This is a genomic window from Pseudomonas brassicacearum subsp. neoaurantiaca, assembly GCF_013608025.1.
GTDB lineage: Bacteria > Pseudomonadota > Gammaproteobacteria > Pseudomonadales > Pseudomonadaceae > Aquipseudomonas.
Window position 1 is genome coordinate 211,683 of record NZ_VDLV01000055.1, and the last position, 16,652, is coordinate 228,334.

At 62.0% G+C, this 16,652-nt stretch carries 17 protein-coding genes; 13 read left to right on the top strand and 4 right to left on the bottom strand.

From position 1 onward, the window contains the following. Window positions 1–85: 85 nt before the first annotated feature. Window positions 86–853: a hydroxyacylglutathione hydrolase gene (gene gloB / locus FHK92_RS25010; RefSeq protein ID WP_181290476.1), complete on the bottom strand. Its 768-nt coding sequence runs from the start codon at window positions 851–853 to the stop codon at window positions 86–88. A gap of 65 nt (window positions 854–918) precedes the next feature. Here gloB and FHK92_RS25015 point away from each other — a divergent pair, with 65 nt between their 5' ends. From FHK92_RS25015 to FHK92_RS25030, 4 genes are all read left to right on the top strand, one after another. Then, the gene (locus tag FHK92_RS25015) at window positions 919–1,677 is read left to right on the top strand and encodes a class I SAM-dependent methyltransferase (RefSeq protein ID WP_030142630.1); all 759 of its coding nucleotides are present in this window, start codon (window positions 919–921) and stop codon (window positions 1,675–1,677) included. Window positions 1,678–1,768: 91 nt separating this feature from the next. Then, a complete protein-coding gene (gene rnhA / locus FHK92_RS25020; RefSeq protein WP_181290477.1) occupies window positions 1,769–2,221 on the top strand; it encodes a ribonuclease HI in 453 nt (150 codons plus the stop codon). Window positions 2,222–2,435: 214 nt separating this feature from the next. Then, window positions 2,436–3,197 carry a DNA polymerase III subunit epsilon gene (dnaQ, locus tag FHK92_RS25025; RefSeq protein WP_181290478.1) on the top strand — a complete coding sequence of 254 codons (762 nt, stop codon included), beginning with the start codon at window positions 2,436–2,438 and terminating at the stop codon, window positions 3,195–3,197. A gap of 258 nt (window positions 3,198–3,455) precedes the next feature. After that, the gene (locus FHK92_RS25030) at window positions 3,456–4,070 is read left to right on the top strand and encodes a GNAT family N-acetyltransferase (RefSeq protein ID WP_030142627.1); all 615 of its coding nucleotides are present in this window, start codon (window positions 3,456–3,458) and stop codon (window positions 4,068–4,070) included. Here FHK92_RS25030 and FHK92_RS25035 read toward each other — a convergent pair. Beyond that, window positions 4,036–4,929: a LysR substrate-binding domain-containing protein gene (locus tag FHK92_RS25035; protein WP_181290479.1), complete on the bottom strand. Its 894-nt coding sequence runs from the start codon at window positions 4,927–4,929 to the stop codon at window positions 4,036–4,038. The two genes, FHK92_RS25030 and FHK92_RS25035, sit on opposite strands and share 35 nt — an antisense overlap. Window positions 4,930–5,014: 85 nt before the next feature. Continuing rightward, window positions 5,015–5,275, bottom strand: a complete 261-nt coding sequence (locus tag FHK92_RS25040; RefSeq protein ID WP_181290480.1) for a hypothetical protein — start codon at window positions 5,273–5,275, stop codon at window positions 5,015–5,017. Window positions 5,276–5,461: 186 nt separating this feature from the next. On the opposite strand from FHK92_RS25040, the gene FHK92_RS25045 reads away from it, so the two are divergent. Both FHK92_RS25045 and FHK92_RS25050 read left to right on the top strand, forming a co-directional pair. Further along, window positions 5,462–6,019, top strand: coding sequence for an NADPH-dependent FMN reductase (locus tag FHK92_RS25045; RefSeq protein ID WP_181290481.1), 558 nt, complete (start codon window positions 5,462–5,464; stop codon window positions 6,017–6,019). A 200-nt stretch (window positions 6,020–6,219) separates the two neighbouring features. Then, window positions 6,220–7,503, top strand: coding sequence for an arsenic transporter (locus FHK92_RS25050; RefSeq protein ID WP_181290482.1), 1,284 nt, complete (start codon window positions 6,220–6,222; stop codon window positions 7,501–7,503). A gap of 113 nt (window positions 7,504–7,616) precedes the next feature. Here FHK92_RS25050 and FHK92_RS25055 read toward each other — a convergent pair whose 3' ends face one another. Beyond that, complete coding sequence (locus FHK92_RS25055) at window positions 7,617–8,567, bottom strand: DUF1853 family protein (RefSeq protein WP_181290483.1); 951 nt, start codon at window positions 8,565–8,567, stop codon at window positions 7,617–7,619. 105 nt (window positions 8,568–8,672) lie between these two features. Between FHK92_RS25055 and FHK92_RS25060 the strand changes: the two genes are divergently transcribed. The 7 genes from FHK92_RS25060 (at window position 8,673) to FHK92_RS25090 (ending at window position 16,618) form a co-directional block, all read left to right on the top strand. Then, window positions 8,673–9,563, top strand: coding sequence for an NAD(+) kinase (locus FHK92_RS25060; RefSeq protein ID WP_003180647.1), 891 nt, complete (start codon window positions 8,673–8,675; stop codon window positions 9,561–9,563). Continuing rightward, window positions 9,560–10,534: a metallophosphoesterase gene (locus tag FHK92_RS25065; RefSeq protein WP_181290537.1), complete on the top strand. Its 975-nt coding sequence runs from the start codon at window positions 9,560–9,562 to the stop codon at window positions 10,532–10,534. Before FHK92_RS25060 ends, FHK92_RS25065 begins: the two co-directional genes overlap by 4 nt. Then, entirely contained in the window at window positions 10,531–11,403 is an 873-nt protein-coding gene (locus FHK92_RS25070; protein WP_181290484.1) for a rhomboid family intramembrane serine protease, read from the top strand. The genes FHK92_RS25065 and FHK92_RS25070 overlap by 4 nt, the downstream gene beginning before the upstream one ends. Before the next feature lie 46 nt (window positions 11,404–11,449). Further along, entirely contained in the window at window positions 11,450–11,710 is a 261-nt protein-coding gene (locus FHK92_RS25075) for a YeaC family protein (protein WP_030142618.1), read from the top strand. After that, complete coding sequence (locus FHK92_RS25080) at window positions 11,707–12,537, top strand: DUF2797 domain-containing protein (protein WP_181290485.1); 831 nt, start codon at window positions 11,707–11,709, stop codon at window positions 12,535–12,537. Before FHK92_RS25075 ends, FHK92_RS25080 begins: the two co-directional genes overlap by 4 nt. Window positions 12,538–12,550: 13 nt before the next feature. Further along, window positions 12,551–15,208 carry an aminopeptidase N gene (gene pepN / locus FHK92_RS25085; protein ID WP_181290486.1) on the top strand — a complete coding sequence of 886 codons (2,658 nt, stop codon included), beginning with the start codon at window positions 12,551–12,553 and terminating at the stop codon, window positions 15,206–15,208. Between the two features lie 357 nt (window positions 15,209–15,565). Beyond that, window positions 15,566–16,618, top strand: a complete 1,053-nt coding sequence (locus tag FHK92_RS25090; RefSeq protein WP_181290487.1) for a YCF48-related protein — start codon at window positions 15,566–15,568, stop codon at window positions 16,616–16,618. The last annotated feature ends 34 nt before the right edge of the window (window positions 16,619–16,652 follow it).

The window sequence follows — 16,652 nt, forward strand, 5'->3', positions numbered from 1 at the left end:
TTCCGGGCAAAAATGTCGGCCGATTCTAGGAAGCGCACCCCAACAGGTCAACCATTCAGAATTTTTGTATCAATCGATAGCTGCCTTAGAACTTATCTTTCCAGGCCCTCAAGGCCGCAAAAACCTCACTCGGCGTCTGGTTTCGCTGGCCGTTCCGTTCGTCTGCTTTTTGTTTAACGGATGTTTCAGCCGTGCGCAAAAATGGATTGGTGAGTTTTTCCAGGGCCAGGGTCGAAGGTAGGGTCATGACACCCTGGTTGCGTTGCTCGGCGACTTTCTCCAGGCGGGCGGCGACGTCCGGATTGCCCGGCTCGACCGCGGCGGCAAACTTCAGGTTGCTCAAGGTATATTCATGGGTGCAATAGACGAGGGTGTCTTCAGGCAGCGCGGCGAGTCGGCTCAGGGACTGGTGCATCTGCTCGGGCGTGCCCTCGAAGAGCCGGCCGCAACCGGCGGCGAACAGCGTGTCGCCGCAGAACAGCAGGCCGCGGTGGTAGTAGGCGATATGGCCCAGCGTGTGCCCTGGCACCGCATGGACATCGAAGTCCAGGCCGAGCACAGTGATACTGGCGTTGTCGCCCAGGGCGATGTCCCGCGCCGGGATGTTTTCGCTGGCCGGGCCGTAGACCGTTGCGTTCGTTGCACTTTTCAGCGATTCGACACCGCCGACATGATCATGATGGTGGTGGGTGATCAGGATGTCGCTCAGGGTCCATCCGGGATGGGCGTCGAGCCAGGCCCGCACGGGCGCGGCATCGCCGGGATCGACCACGGCGCAGCGTTGGGTCGAGTGGTCCTGTAACAACCAGATGTAGTTATCGGTAAACGCGGGCAGGGCACTGATCTGTATCATCGTGGAATTCGCCAAGCTTGAAACAAAGGCGCATCTTAGAACTTCCTGGCGCGTTGGAGAATGCAATGACCGATGAAGCGTTCGCTCAGGCCGATCCTGACTGGCTGGCATTGATCAGCTCCGCCCGTGAATGGCTGTCCGGCCCTGTCGGGCAATTTTTGCTGGAAGAAGAGCGGCGCATGCTCGAAGACGAGTTGGGCCGGTTCTTTGGCGGCTACCTGGTGCATTACGGCCCTTCGGCGCAAACGCCGCCGTCGGCACCGCAGGTCCAGCGCAATGTGCGCCTGGGCGCGCCGTTGCCTGGGGTGGAAATCGTCTGCGAGGAGCAGGCCTGGCCATTGAGCGAGCATGCCGCCGACGTGGTGGTCATGCAGCACGGCCTGGATTTCTGCCTGTCGCCCCATGGTTTGCTGCGAGAAGCCGCCAGCAGCGTGCGCCCCGGCGGGCATCTGCTGATCCTCGGTATCAATCCCTGGAGCAGTTGGGGGCTGCGACACGTGTTCGCCAGCGACGCGTTGCGCCAGGCCCGTTGCATCTCGGCCTCACGGGTCGGTGACTGGCTGAACCTGCTGGGCTTCGCGCTGGAGAAACGCCGCTTCGGGTGCTATCGTCCGCCGCTTGCGTCACCCAAGTGGCAGGCCCGCCTCGCCGGCTGGGAGCGCAGGGCCGGTGGCTGGCAGTTGTCCGGCGGCGGTTTCTATTTATTGGTGGCGCGCAAGATCGCAGTCGGGTTGCGCCCGGTGCGCCAGGCGCGACGCGAGCCGATGGGCAAGCTGATTCCCTTGCCTATGGCCAAGGTCAATCGTCGCCACATCGAGCCGTGACCCTTTTCCGCTGGTTCTGGCCTGCATCCGGTGTTGAGTGCTGAACACTCCCCGGCCGGTAGGTCTTTGTATTTTTTCTGGATAGATTGGCATGAGCGATAGCGTAGAACTCTTCACCGATGGCGCCTGCAAGGGCAACCCTGGTCCGGGCGGCTGGGGGGCCTTGCTGGTATGCAAAGGCGTTGAAAAGGAGCTCTGGGGCGGCGAAGCCAACACCACCAACAACCGCATGGAGCTGATGGGCGCCATCCGGGGTCTCGAAGAGCTCAGGCGGCCGTGCGATGTGCTGCTGGTGACCGACTCGCAATACGTGATGAAAGGCATCAACGAGTGGATGGCCAACTGGAAGAAACGCGGCTGGAAGACGGCGGCGAAGGAACCGGTGAAAAATGCCGACCTGTGGAAACTGCTGGACGAGCAGGTCAATCGCCACAACGTCACCTGGAAATGGGTGCGCGGGCACATCGGCCATCACGGCAACGAGCGGGCCGACCAGTTGGCCAACCGTGGGGTGGATGAGGTACGGGGCTATAAGCAGGCTTGATCCGGCAGGGTGCCCCTGTCGAAAGGCATGAATTCAAACCTGTGGCGAGGGAGCTTGCTCCCGCTGGACTGCGGAGCAGGCCCCTTTTGGCGGTCGCTGCGCAACCGAGCGGGAGCAAGCTCCCTCGCCACAAAAGCGGTCCCAGGCTAATCCCACCCAATAGCATGTTAAGATCCGCGCTTTTGCAAGACTGCCCGTTGAGAGCTGAACACTGATGGCCAACAGATCTGTAGTACTGGATACCGAAACCACCGGCATGCCGGTGACCGACGGTCACCGGATTATCGAAATCGGCTGTGTCGAGTTGATCGGTCGGCGCCTGACCGGTCGTCATTTCCACGTTTACCTGCAGCCGGACCGCGAAAGCGACGAAGGCGCCATCGGCGTGCATGGCATCACCAACGAATTCCTGGTGGGCAAGCCGCGTTTCGCCGAAGTGGCCGATGAGTTCTTCGAATTCATCCAGGGCGCGCAGTTGATCATCCACAACGCGGCGTTCGACGTCGGGTTCATCAATAACGAATTTGCCCTGATGGGCCAGCATGACCGGGCCGACATCACCCGGCATTGCACCATCCTCGACACCCTGATGATGGCCCGGGAACGGCACCCGGGCCAGCGTAACAGCCTCGACGCCCTGTGCAAGCGCTACGGCGTCGACAACTCCGGTCGTGAATTGCACGGCGCCTTGCTCGACTCCGAGATCCTCGCCGACGTCTACTTGACCATGACTGGTGGCCAGACCAGCTTGTCCCTGGCGGGCAACGCCTCGGACGGCAACGGTACCGGCGAAGGCTCCGGCAACCAGGCCACGGAAATTCGTCGTCTGCCGGCGGACCGCAAGCCAGCCCGGATCATCCGCGCCAGCGAAAGCGACCTGGCCGAACATGCCGCGCGTCTGGAAGCCATCGCCAAGTCGGCCGGCGCCCCGGCATTGTGGACGCAATTGGTCGAGGCGCAGTCCGCCGCGAATTGATGGCACCCTGTGGGAGCGAGCCTGCTCGCGAAGGCGTCGGCGCAGCCAGCACAGATGCCAACTGATCCGCCGCTTTCGTGAGCAGGCTCGCTCCCACAGGTACATTAGCGATCATTTCTCGCCACAATCACCAGTTGCTTCTAACCTGAAGTAAAGGCAGGCCATGGATATCCGCTTGATGCGTATAGATTCGAGAGGCAAGGGCAATGGATGGCATTTCGCTGTTGGTTGCCTCAAGGAATGAGGACCTTCCCCAGTATGCAACCCGTCGTGAATCCCAAGCACCCTGGCCTGTCGGTCCGCGTCGCCGATGACGGATTCGCCGCCTATATCTGGGGCAGCGATTTCAGTTTCGACGTCAGTGCCTATGGCACGGCGCAGATCGGTCGGCCGGTAAGCCAGTGGCCGGTGACGCCCATCGTTCCGTATCGCAAGTGCTATGGCATCGATCCGGAAGAATTCGGCAGCTTCCGCAATGCGCCGGAAAGTGAAATCTTCATGGCCTATCTGGACGACCAGCCCGTGGGGCATCTGGTGGTCAGTACCAATTGGAACGGTTACGCCCATATCGACGAGTTGGCGGTGCATGCCCCGGCGCGCCGGCATGGCGTGGCGAAGGCATTGCTGGACGTGGCGCTGTTCTGGAGTCGCAAGAAAAAACTCCCGGGGATCATGTTGGAAACGCAGAACAACAACCTCGGTGCCTGCCGGCTCTACGAGCGTTGCGGCTATGTGCTGGGTGGCATCGATCACCTGCGCTATCGCGGCATCGATCGGCACACCGCCGAGGTGGCATTGTTCTGGTACCGGTTGTTCGACGATCCACTGGGCATGACGATCAGTGGTTCAGCAACGCCTCGGCTTGTTCCTTGATCCGCTCCAGCAACGATAGGATCGTGGGCGTTGGCTCTACGCCGTTCAGGCTCAGTGCGTAAAGGCAGATGGGTACCGCCGGTGACACCGGGCAGATATCCAGTCCGCTGCCCTTGGCCCCCGAAGCGGTGAACGGATCGACAATGGCAAGGCCTTCGCCGGCCTCGACCATCGCCCGCATCATCTGGTGCGTCTGCACGCGGATCTGGATCACCGGCGCGGGGAGCAATGCTGCCAGCTTATGGTCGAAGGCCGGGCTCAACGGGTCGTGACCTTCGAGACCCACCAACGACTGGCCCGCCAGGTCTTGAAGCGAAATGTATTTTTGCCGTGGTTGCAGCCAGCCGTGGGGCGCCAGCAGCTGCAGTTTGCCCTGGGCGATCATCTGGCACTGGATGTCGGGGTGTTCGGGGTCGTGCAGGCTCAGGCCCAAGTCACTTTCACGCAGCAACAGATGCTTGACGATCTCGCGGGTCGGCTGGCTGAGGAGCGTGCAAGGCGCGTCTGGATGTCGCCGGCGCAAGGCGGCGATGCTCAGGGGCACCAATTGTTGGGCCAATGGCGGCGTGCAAATGATGCGAAGGGGCGGCGCCTGGTAGTGTTTCAGGCTACTGGCCAGCCGTTGTATCGGTTCGAGGGTGTCGTACAGCTGCGTGATGCCATCGCGCAACGCCAGGGTTTCGCGAGTCGCCTGCAATCGTCCACGCACACTGGCGAACAGCATGAAGCCGAGCTGGGCTTCGGCATCGCGCAGGATCGACTCGACCTCGACCACTGGCAATTGCAGCCATTCGGCGGCTGTGCCCAGGTGGCCAGTCTGCAGCAGCGCCTGGATCACTTCGATGTGGCGTAAACGCATGCAAGAAGTCCGTATTAGGCAGGTAAGCCATTGAGTGGCTGAATCCTAACCCAATTGCGGGTGCGACTTCTGCTCATGCAGGCAGTTATAACGCTATCTGCGGTTCAACCTGGGCCTGAGGCTGCAGCGGTGATTCCGGCTCGCGGATCAGTTGGACGCCGGACTGCACCAGGCGGAAAGTGTCCTCGTCCAGCTTGTCGACGCGGTCGCCAATGGCCAGCTTATAGGTGATGACATCCTTGCCACTGCCGTCCTGGGACGGGTCTGATTCTTGGAATTCATGCACCGAATAGACGCGGCCTTCGGCGTCCCGTGCATGGAATTGTCCGACAAGTACTGCTGCCATTGCTTAGAACCTCTGGAAATAGATCACTCGATTTGCGGTTCTGTAGACCTTGGTCAAGTGCGGTAAGTTTTCCTACAAGAAAAAAATAGTCGCTGTGGCGGGTTTTCGACGTTCCACTGGTCCAATTGTCGTGCCGATCATCTATAACTACAGGCTCCCTTTGAGCCGACAGTCGAGAAATCTCCCATGAGTCATGTCTACACAGTCGCTGTTTTAGTGGGCAGCCTGCGAAAGGCGTCGATCAACCGCAAGATTGCCCTTGCACTGGCCGAACTCGCACCGGCCCATCTGAAGCTGGAAATCGTCGAGATTGGCGAGTTGCCACTCTATAACGAAGACCTCGACGTCACGCCGCCGGCGGCGTACACCGCGTTTCGCCAGAAGGTGGGAGCCGCCGATGCGTTGCTGTTCGTGACCCCGGAATACAACCGCTCGGTCCCAGCCCCCCTGAAAAACGCCATCGACGTCGGCTCGCGCCCCTACGGGGAGAGTTGCCTGAGTGGAAAACCGGGTGCGGTAATCAGTGCATCGCCGGGTGCCATAGGCGGTTTCGGCGCCAATCATCATCTGCGCCAGTCCCTGGTGTTTCTCGACGTGCCCTGCATGCAGCAGCCGGAAGCCTACCTGAGCGGCGCCGGGACTGCGTTTGACGAAGCGGGCAAGCTGTCGGATTCCGTGAAGCCGTTCTTGCAAAAATTCATCGACGCCTATGGCAAGTGGGTCGAGCAGCATAAGAAAATCTGATACCACCGCAAACCCCCGTGGCGAGGGAGCTTGCTCCCGCTGGGTCGCGAAGCGGCCCCCCGCATCTGCGTCGCAGCATAAAACTGGGGCCTACTGCGCCCGAGGCGTCGGACCGGTCCAGCGGGAGCAAGCTCCCTCGCCACAAGGTATTGCGTGGCCGTTGTTTCTTGTTTTAACCCTCTTTTTCCAGGCTGTTACGCATGCTCATCGCGTCGCTGATTTTCCTGCTGACCATCACCCTGGTGATCTGGCAACCCAAAGGGCTGGGCGTCGGCTGGAGTGCCACCCTCGGCGCATTGTTGGCGTTGCTCAGTGGGGCGGTGCACGTCGGTGACATTGCAGTGGTCTGGCAGATCATCTGGAACGCCACCGGTACGTTCGTCGCGCTGATCATCATCAGCCTGTTGCTGGACGAGGCCGGTTTCTTCGCTTGGGCGGCCCTGCATGTGGCGCGTTGGGGGCGAGGCAGTGGACGGAAACTGTTCGCCTTCATGGTTCTGCTCGGGGCATTGGTGTCGGCGCTGTTCGCCAATGATGGGGCGGCGCTGATCCTGACGCCTATCGTCATTTCGATGCTGCGGGCCCTGCGGTTTTCCCCCGCGTCGACCCTGGCGTTCGTGATGGGCGCCGGCTTTATCGCCGACACCGCCAGCCTGCCGCTGGTGGTGTCGAACCTGGTGAACATCGTCTCGGCAGACTTCTTCGGCATTGGTTTCAACCGCTATGCGTCGGTCATGGTGCCGGTGAACCTGGTCAGCGTGGCGGCCAGCCTGGCGATACTGCTGTGGGTGTTTCGTCGCGATATCCCAAGTGATTACGACCCCCATCAACTGGACGATCCGGCGAGCGCGATCCATGACAAGGCGACGTTCTATGCCGGTTGGGCCGTGTTGGTAATCCTCTTGCTGGGCTGCTTTGCCCTGGAGCCGCTGGGGATTCCCATCAGCGCGATTTCCGCAGTCTGCGCTGCGTTGCTGCTGGCCGTGGCGGCACGCGGCCACAAGATCTCCACGCGTAAGGTAATGAAAGAAGCACCTTGGCAGATCGTGATTTTTTCTCTGGGCATGTACTTGGTGGTCTATGGCCTGCGCAACGCGGGCCTGACGGGGTATCTGGCCCATTGGCTCGACGGTTTCGCAGATTATGGCGTGTGGGGCGCGGCCATGGGCACTGGCGTGCTGACGGCATTGCTGTCATCGGTGATGAACAATTTGCCGACGGTGCTGGTCGGGGCTTTGTCCATCGATGCCAGCCAGGCCACCGGCGTGGTCAAGGAGGCAATGGTCTACGCCAACGTCATCGGCAGCGACCTGGGCCCGAAAATCACCCCGATCGGCAGCCTGGCAACCTTGTTGTGGTTGCATGTGCTGGCGCGCAAGGATATCCGCATCGGCTGGGGCTATTACTTCAAGGTGGGGATTGTGTTGACGGTGCCGGTGTTGCTGGTGACGTTGGCGGCGCTGGCCGTGCGGTTGTCTCTCTAGACCGCGTTGGCTTCAATCGCGAGCAAGCTCGCTCCCACAGGGAACACAGGAGGATGCATTCCAATGTGGGAGCGAGCTTGCTCGCGATGAGGCCCTGACAGGCACCGCAGGGCTCAACCATTGCCTGGCACATCCGGCCAAAGGTCCGCCACCAGGAACGCCCGCTCGGCTTCCTCCCATTCGCCTTCGGCATTCTCGGACAGGCGCACCATCAATTGCGCCGGTGCCATCGGGTCGAGGGCGGTTCGCCAGGCGTCCAGTTGCGCCTCGGTCCACACCTGCTCCGCAGGGTAATGGGCCGGCGCGAGCCAGGCGGCGCGGGGCAGGGGTTGCCAGTGCCCAGGCGGTCGCTGGGCGACGAATCCCGACCAGTCCCGCTGATGCAGCCAGCGACCGCGCAAATGCCTGGGGTGCGCGCCGCGCGGTGGTTCGGCCTCGCCCGGCCAGGGGTAAAGCAGGTATCCACCAAGCCAAAGGTGCGAGCGAAACGAATCGATGCCCAGCGCCGCCAAGGCCTCGCGGCTCTCAGGGCGTGCGGAAATTGGCAGTTGATGCTCACGCAGGTGCGCAAGCTTGCGGTCCAGACGATCATGGCAACCGGGGCCGAGCCACTGCGCAGCGTCGTGCCCGTTGCTTTGTTGCGGACCCAGGTACAGCTTGATCGCCAGCTCCAGGTGATGCACACCTTCGCCATCACGCAGCAGCAGATCCAATTCCCCCAGCGTATGGCCTTCGCGACGAATCGGCAGGTTCGCCGCGATCCATTCGATGCCCGGTGCGTGCTGCACGGCAAACTGCCACAACCTTTCGTAATAAAGGCCCAGGCGCCGTGTCCGGCCCTGGGACAGGCATTGCAGCAGCGGGTAACTGTCGCGGTCCAGTTGGCGCAGCCAGTGTTCCAGCCGGTGGGGCTGCTGCACCCAGTCGCTGCCCGCCAGGGGATGGCGCTGGGGCCAAGGCGTGTCGATGAGCATCGGCGGCGCGATGATCACCCACGCCAGGTCCCGCACTTCGGGATGGCGCAGGCGGCGGGGCAGGTCGAGCAATTCAGGGAACAGGATCATGTTGCGAGCATAGCCGTTGCGCTGGAGGCTTAAAGAATTTTGTCTACGGCGCGCTTTCGCCCATAATCGGGTTTTTCGCCCGCCGCAGACCCTCGCAGGAGCCTCATGGAGCAATTTCGCAATATCGGCATCATCGGTCGCCTGGGCAGTTCACAGGTGCTGGACACCGTTCGCCGTCTCAAACGCTTCCTCCTGGAGCGGCATCTGCACGTGATCCTCGAAGACACCATCGCCGAAGTGCTGCCGGGCCACGGCCTGCAGACGTCGTCGCGCAAGATGCTCGGCGAAGTCTGCGACATGGTCATCGTCGTCGGCGGCGACGGTAGCCTGCTGGGCGCTGCCCGGGCCTTGGCGCGGCACAACATCCCGGTGCTGGGGATCAACCGGGGCAGCCTCGGGTTCCTGACCGATATCCGCCCTGACGAGCTGGAAATCAAGGTCGCCGAGGTGCTGGACGGCCATTACCTGGTGGAAAACCGCTTCCTGCTGCAAGCCGAGGTCCGTCGTCACGCCGAGGCCATCGGCCAGGGCGATGCCCTCAATGACGTGGTGCTGCACCCTGGCAAGTCCACGCGCATGATCGAATTCGAGCTGTACATCGACGGCCAGTTTGTCTGCAGCCAGAAAGCCGACGGCCTGATCGTCGCCACGCCAACCGGTTCCACCGCCTATGCCCTATCGGCCGGCGGCCCGATCATGCATCCCAAGCTCGACGCTATTGTGATTGTGCCCATGTACCCCCATACCTTGTCTGGGCGACCGATCGTGGTCGATGGCAACAGTGAGCTGAAAATCGTCGTGTCCAAGGATATGCAGATCTACCCGCAAGTGTCGTGTGACGGCCAGAACCATTTCACCTGCGCGCCAGGTGACACCATCACCGTCAGCAAGAAAGCCCAGAAGCTGCGCCTGATCCACCCGCTGGATCACAACTACTACGAAGTCTGCCGGACCAAGCTCGGCTGGGGCAGTCGTCTGGGGGGTGGAGGCGACTGATGCTCGATCCCGCGCGCAGTTACGACCTGATCGGCGACGTGCACGGATGCGCCTTGACCCTGGAACACCTGCTGGACCGACTCGGTTACCACAAGCAGGGCGGGGTCTGGCGGCATCCGTCGCGCATGGCCGTGTTCCTGGGCGACATCATCGACCGTGGCCCGCGGATTCGCGAGGCGCTGCACATCGTCCATGACATGGTCGTGGCCGGCCAGGCGCTGTGCATCATGGGCAACCACGAATTCAACGCCCTGGGTTGGAGCACGCCGGCATTGCCGGGCAGCGGCCAGCGCTACGTGCGCGAACACACGCCGCGCCACGCCCGCCTGCTCAGCGAGACCCTGACCCAATTCGAACAGCACCCTGGCGACTGGCAGGACTTCCTCAAGTGGTTCTATGAGCTGCCGCTGTTTGTCGATGCCGGCCGTTTCCGCGTGGTTCACGCCTGCTGGGACGCGGGCCTGATCGAGCCCTTGCGCGGCCTGTTCCCGGATGGCTGCATCGACGAGCATTTTCTCCAGGCGTCGGCCGAGTCGGGCAGTTTCGCCTGTACCGTGTTCGACCGCTTGCTGCGTGGTACGGACATGCGCCTGCCCCATGGCATGACCCTGACCGGCGGCGACGGCCTGACGCGGGCATTCTTCCGCACCAAATTCTGGGAAGACAACCCGCAAACCTACGGCGACATCGTCTTCCAGCCCGATGCATTGCCGGAGCCGGTGGCGCGCACGCCGTTGACCCCGGACGAGAAAAACAACCTGCTGCGTTATGGCGTCGATGAGCCGATGCTGTTCGTCGGCCACTATTGGCGCAGCGGCAAGCCCGCGCCGATCCGTCCGAACCTGGCGTGCCTGGACTACAGCGCGGTGCTCTACGGCAAGTTGGTCGCCTATCGCCTCGACCAGGAAACCCGCCTCGATCCGCACAAGTTCGTCTGGGTGAACGTCGAGCGACCGGAGGTGGTGCGATGAGTGCCGTGGCCGTCCTGCGCTTGCCCCTGGGCGTGGACCTGAGTGGTTTCGTCAAGTTGCTGCACCGCATGCAAGTGCCCCATCGGGTCAGCGAAGAGGCGGGCGAGCAGGTGCTGTGGGTGCCGGATGAAATCAGTGAGGACGTGCGTTCGTTGTACCAGCGTTTTCCCGCTGGTGATCCCGACCAACAGCTGGAGCTTCCGGACATGGGCGGCACGTCCCGGCGCCCCGGGTTCGTCGCGCAGTTGACCCGCAGCCCGGTGACGGCCTTGGTGCTGTTGCTGAGCCTGATCGTCAGCGCCGTCACGCTGCTGGGGGATAATCTTGAGGCCCTGCGCTGGTTGACCTTCTTGGAATTTCGCGTCGTCGGCGACTACATCCAGTTCACGCCGTTGGCCGATAGCCTGGCGGCGGGGCAGTGGTGGCGCCTGGTGACGCCGATGCTGATTCACTTCGGTTTCCTGCACATCGCCATGAACGGCATGTGGTATTGGGAGTTGGGGCGACGGATCGAAGCGCGCCAGGGCGGCATCAACCTGTTGGGGCTGACACTGCTGTTCAGCCTGGTCTCCAATTTCAGCCAGTACTTTTTCAGCGGCCCGACGCTGTTCGGCGGCTTGTCGGGTGTCTTGTACGGCCTGCTGGGGCATTGCTGGATCTACCAATTGCTCGCGCCGAACCCGGCGTATCACTTGCCCCGTGGGGTGTTGGTGATGATGCTGGTGTGGTTGCTGCTATGCCTGTCCGGCCTGGTCTCGTTGATCGGTTTTGGTGAGATCGCCAACGCGGCCCATGTCGGCGGGCTGCTCGTCGGCTGCTTCACCGGGCTGTTGGGCGGGCTCTTCGCTCGCCGTAAAATGGCCCTCTGACTGGCGCCTGTGTCTATTTGAGAATGCGCGATTGCGCGGAGAACCCATGTCTTCCTTCAATGAAATGATCCAGAACATCACCCCCGACATCTACCGCAGCCTGAAGCTGGCCGTGGAAATCGGTAAATGGGCCGATGGCAACAAGCTCACCGCCGAGCAGCGCGAACTGTCCTTGCAGGCGATGATCGCCTGGGAAATCCAGAACCTGCCTGAAGAAGAGCGCACCGGCTACATGGGCCCGCAGGAATGCCAGTCGAAAGCCACTGAAGTGCCGAATATCCTGTTCAAGTCGGACGCCATCCATTGATCGAGATTGGCCGCGGTGCAATCAGCAAGATGTCGGCACGCCTTGACGGGCCGACCGTTCAATACGCCTTTCGCCTGGGTGATGTCGAGGTGCCGGTCAATCCGTTGATCGGCAGTACGATTCGCCTGGAATACCTCGGTGCGATCCACTGCACCCACTGCGGACGCCGGACCAAGACCAGCTTCAGCCAGGGTTATTGCTACCCGTGCATGACCAAGCTGGCGCAATGCGACCTGTGCATCATGAGCCCCGAGCGCTGCCATTTCGACGCGGGCACCTGTCGGGATCCGGCCTGGGGCGAGCAGTTCTGCATGACCGATCACGTTGTCTACCTGGCCAATTCGTCGGGCGTAAAGGTCGGCATCACCCGCGCCACGCAACTGCCTACGCGCTGGCTCGACCAGGGCGCGAGCCAGGCGCTGCCGATCCTGCGGGTTGCGACCCGCCAGCAGTCGGGCTTTGTCGAAGACCTGTTTCGCAGCCAAGTGGCAGACAAGACCAACTGGCGCGCCTTGCTCAAGGGCGACGCGGCAGCGGTGGATCTGCCGGCGATCCGCGATTCGCTGTTCGAAAGCTGTGCCCAGGGCTTGCAGGGGCTTCAGGAACGATTCGGCTTGCAGGCGATCCAGACCATAGCGGACGTCGAGCCTATCGAGATCCGTTACCCGGTGCAGCAGTATCCGGCCAAGATCGTCAGCTTCAACCTGGACAAGAACCCGATCGCCGAAGGCACGCTGCTGGGCATCAAGGGCCAGTACCTGATTTTCGACACTGGCGTGATCAATATTCGTAAGTACACGGCTTACCAGCTCGCCGTGCATCAGTAGAAGGATTCGACCCATGCGCACCGAACAACCGAAGATGATCTACCTGAAGGACTATCAGGCCCCCGAATACCTGATCGACGAGACGCACCTGACCTTCGAGTTGTTCGAGGACCACAGCCTGGTCCATGCGCAACTGGTGATGCGCCGCAACCCCGAGCGCGGCGCCGGTTTGCCGCCGCTGGTGCTCGATGGTCAGCAACTGGAGTTGCTGTCGATCAAGCTTGACGACGCTGACCTGGGGCAGGGCGACTATCAATTGGATGACAGCCACCTGACCTTGCAGCCCAAGGCCCAGGCGTTCACGGTAGACACCACCGTGCGTATCCACCCGGAAACCAACACGGCCCTGGAAGGCCTGTACAAATCCGGCAGCATGTTCTGCACCCAGTGCGAGGCCGAAGGCTTCCGCAAGATCACCTACTACCTCGACCGCCCGGACGTGATGAGCAAGTTCACCACCACCGTGGTGGCCGAACAGCACAGCTATCCGGTGCTGCTGTCCAACGGCAACCCGATCGCCAGCGGCCCCGGTGAAGACGGCCGGCACTGGGCGACCTGGGAAGACCCGTTCAAGAAACCCGCCTATCTGTTCGCCCTGGTCGCCGGCGACCTGTGGTGCGTCGAAGACACCTTCACCACCATGACCGAGCGCACCGTGGCGCTGCGCATCTACGTCGAGCCGGAAAACATCGACAAGTGCCAGCACGCCATGACCAGCCTGAAGAAATCGATGCGCTGGGACGAAGAGGTGTATGGCCGCGAGTACGACCTCGACATCTTCATGATTGTCGCGGTCAACGACTTCAACATGGGCGCCATGGAAAACAAGGGCCTCAATATCTTCAACTCCAGCGCCGTGCTGGCCCGTGCCGAAACCGCCACCGACGCCGCGCACCAGCGGGTCGAGGCGATCGTCGCCCACGAATACTTCCATAACTGGTCGGGCAACCGCGTGACCTGCCGCGACTGGTTCCAGTTGTCGCTCAAGGAAGGTTTCACGGTGTTCCGCGACGCCGGGTTCTCGGCCGACATGAACTCGGCCACCGTCAAGCGCATCCAGGACGTGGCCTACCTGCGTACCCACCAGTTTGCCGAAGACGCCGGTCCGATGGCTCACCCGGTGCGTCCGGACAGCTTCATCGAGATCTCCAACTTCTACACCCTGACCGTGTACGAAAAGGGCTCGGAAGTGGTCGGCATGATCCACACCCTGTTGGGCGCCGAAGGCTTCCGCAAGGGCAGCGACCTGTATTTCGAGCGCCACGACGGCCAAGCCGTGACCTGCGACGACTTCATCAAGGCCATGGAAGACGCCAACGGTGTCGACCTGAGCCAATTCAAGCGCTGGTACAGCCAGGCCGGTACGCCGCGCCTGGTGGTCAGCGAGTCCTACGACGCGGCGGCCAAGACCTACAGCCTGACCTTCCGCCAGAGCTGCCCGCCAACACCGGACAAGGCAGAAAAACTGCCCTTCGTGATTCCGGTCGAGTTGGGCCTGCTCGCCAGCAACGGCGCTGAAATTCCACTGCGACTGAGCGGCGAAGCGGCGGCCAGCGGCACGACTCGGGTGATTTCGGTGACCGAAGCCGAGCAGACCTTCACTTTCGTCGATATCGCTGAAAAGCCTCTGCCTTCGTTGCTGCGCGGTTTCTCGGCGCCGGTGAAGCTGAGTTTCCCATACGACCGCGACCAACTGATGTTCCTGATGCAGCACGACAGCGACGGCTTCAACCGCTGGGATGCCGGCCAGCAATTGTCGGTGCAGGTGTTGCAAGAGTTGATCGGCCAGCATCAGAAGGGTGAAAGCCTGGTGCTGGATCCTCGGCTGGTGAGCGCGTTGCGCACCGTGTTGTCGGACGAATCCCTGGACCAGGCGATGGTCGCGGAAATGCTCTCGCTGCCAAGCGAAGCCTACCTGACCGAAATCAGCGAAGTGGCGGATGTCGAGGCGATCCACGCCGCTCGTGAGTTCGCTCGCCAGCAGTTGGCTGACAGCTTGTTCGAGGCCTTGTGGCTGCGCTACGAAGCCAACCGCGACCTGTCCAAGCGCACGCCATACGTGGCCGAGGCCGAGCATTTCGCCCGCCGCGCGCTGCAGAATATTGCGCTGTCGTACCTGATGCTGACCGACAAGCCGGAAGTGTTGAGCGCGACGCTGGAGCAGTTCGACACCGCCGACAACATGACCGAGCGCCTGACGGCACTCGCCGTGCTGGTGAACTCGCCGTTCGAGGCCGAGAAGGCCAAGGCGCTGGAAGTGTTCGCGGAAAACTTCAAAGGCAACCCGCTGGTGATGGACCAATGGTTCAGCGTCCAGGCCGGCAGCCCGTTGCCGGGTGGGCTGGCGCGGGTCAAGGCCTTGATGGAACACCCTGCGTTCAATATCAAGAACCCGAACAAGGTGCGGGCGCTGGTCGGTGCGTTTGCCGGGCAGAACCTGATCAACTTCCACGCTGCCGACGGCTCGGGCTACCGCTTCTTGGCTGACCTGGTCATCCAGCTCAACGCTTTCAATCCGCAGATTGCCTCGCGGCAACTGGCCCCGCTGACCCGCTGGCGCAAATACGACAGCGCCCGCCAAGCACTGATGAAAGCCGAGCTGGAACGCATCCTGGCGTCAGGCGGGCTGTCGGCCGATGTGTTCGAGGTGGTGAGCAAGAGCTTGGCTTGACCGGGCTTCGCATTGCCTTTTGTGGCGAGGGAGCTTGCTCCCGCTGGAGGCCGAAGGACTCCTTTTCTTGATTTACGTGCCTTCACTGGCGAAACGAATCAAGATCAGGCCTGCTTCGCAGGCCAGCGGGAGCAAGCTCCCTCGCCACATTCATCACCCTCACGAATGTCTTCTGATTCACCCCAGGCCGATATCCCCCACGGTTAACAAAAGATAACGTGGCGTCGATTGTCAGACCTTTCGAAAGCCCGATAGGATAGGTCAGCTTCCGAAGTGGCTCTAGATTGCAGGTTTCAGGGCTATGCCCGAGGACCGGCAAGGTACCAGGCCATAACAATAATAATGGGGGAAAGGTCTATGAATGAGCCTGTCATGGCTGTGGGCCGCTGCCGGCCGCCGATGCTGCGCCGTGTGGCGTTGCTGGCCTCGGCGCTCTCGCTGCTGGGCTCTGTCGTGTTGTCGGCACCGGTGCTTGCGGTGGCGGCATCGACGTCCGATGTCATCTATTCCGTCGAATCGGCCAAGGCCAGCAAGACCCTGATGCTCGATGTGGTGCATGCCGGCCAGCGCCTGGTGGCGGTCGGTGACCGAGGGCATATCGTCTATTCCGATGACCAGGGCAAGTCCTGGACCCAGGCCAAGGTGCCAACCCGTCAATTGCTCACCGCCGTATTTTTCGTCGATGACAAACACGGCTGGGCCGTGGGGCACGACGCGCAGATCCTTGCCAGCGAAGACGGCGGCAGCACCTGGACCAAGCAATTCGAAGACCTCCCCCGTGAAGCACCGTTGCTGGACATCTGGTTCCGGGACGCCAGCCATGGTTTCGCCGTGGGCGCCTACGGGGCGCTGTACGAGACCTCCGACGGTGGCAAGCACTGGGAAGACGCCAGCGACCGTCTCGACAATGAAGATCAATACCACCTCAACGCCATCGCTGCCGTGAAGGATGCCGGGCTGTTCGTCGTCGGCGAGGCCGGTAGCATGTTCCGTTCCGCCGACTGGGGGCAGACCTGGGAAAAACTCCAGGGGCCATATGAAGGCTCGCTGTTTGGCGTCATCGGCACCGCCCAGCCTTCGACGCTGTTGGCCTACGGCCTTCGCGGCAATCTTTACCGTTCCGTCGATTTCGGCACGACGTGGGAGCAGGTCGAGCTCAAGGCCGCCCGTGGCGCGCTGGAGTTCGGCTTGTCGGGCGCGACGCTGTTGGCGGACGGCTCGATCGTGATCGTCGGCAATGGTGGCAGCGTGATCCGCAGCACCGACGACGGCGTGACGTTCAGTGTGTTCAACCGCCCCGACCGTATTTCCGTAGCGGCCGTCACGGCGGCGGGCAACGGCAACCTGATCCTGGCGGGACAGGGCGGCGTTCGCGCCACCACGTCCACTGGCGCCGAACTGAGCAAATGAGCCGGGCCTGTCAGACGGGCACAATAACAACAAG

Coding starts and splice junctions, on each gene's coding strand:
- gloB (WP_181290476.1), bottom strand. CDS start 853: ATGATACAGATCAGTGCCCTGCCCGCGTTTACCGATAACTACATCTGG.
- FHK92_RS25015 (WP_030142630.1), top strand. CDS start 919: ATGACCGATGAAGCGTTCGCTCAGGCCGATCCTGACTGGCTGGCATTG.
- rnhA (WP_181290477.1), top strand. CDS start 1,769: ATGAGCGATAGCGTAGAACTCTTCACCGATGGCGCCTGCAAGGGCAAC.
- dnaQ (WP_181290478.1), top strand. CDS start 2,436: ATGGCCAACAGATCTGTAGTACTGGATACCGAAACCACCGGCATGCCG.
- FHK92_RS25030 (WP_030142627.1), top strand. CDS start 3,456: ATGCAACCCGTCGTGAATCCCAAGCACCCTGGCCTGTCGGTCCGCGTC.
- FHK92_RS25035 (WP_181290479.1), bottom strand. CDS start 4,929: ATGCGTTTACGCCACATCGAAGTGATCCAGGCGCTGCTGCAGACTGGC.
- FHK92_RS25040 (WP_181290480.1), bottom strand. CDS start 5,275: ATGGCAGCAGTACTTGTCGGACAATTCCATGCACGGGACGCCGAAGGC.
- FHK92_RS25045 (WP_181290481.1), top strand. CDS start 5,462: ATGAGTCATGTCTACACAGTCGCTGTTTTAGTGGGCAGCCTGCGAAAG.
- FHK92_RS25050 (WP_181290482.1), top strand. CDS start 6,220: ATGCTCATCGCGTCGCTGATTTTCCTGCTGACCATCACCCTGGTGATC.
- FHK92_RS25055 (WP_181290483.1), bottom strand. CDS start 8,567: ATGATCCTGTTCCCTGAATTGCTCGACCTGCCCCGCCGCCTGCGCCAT.
- FHK92_RS25060 (WP_003180647.1), top strand. CDS start 8,673: ATGGAGCAATTTCGCAATATCGGCATCATCGGTCGCCTGGGCAGTTCA.
- FHK92_RS25070 (WP_181290484.1), top strand. CDS start 10,531: ATGAGTGCCGTGGCCGTCCTGCGCTTGCCCCTGGGCGTGGACCTGAGT.
- FHK92_RS25075 (WP_030142618.1), top strand. CDS start 11,450: ATGTCTTCCTTCAATGAAATGATCCAGAACATCACCCCCGACATCTAC.
- pepN (WP_181290486.1), top strand. CDS start 12,551: ATGCGCACCGAACAACCGAAGATGATCTACCTGAAGGACTATCAGGCC.
- FHK92_RS25090 (WP_181290487.1), top strand. CDS start 15,566: ATGAATGAGCCTGTCATGGCTGTGGGCCGCTGCCGGCCGCCGATGCTG.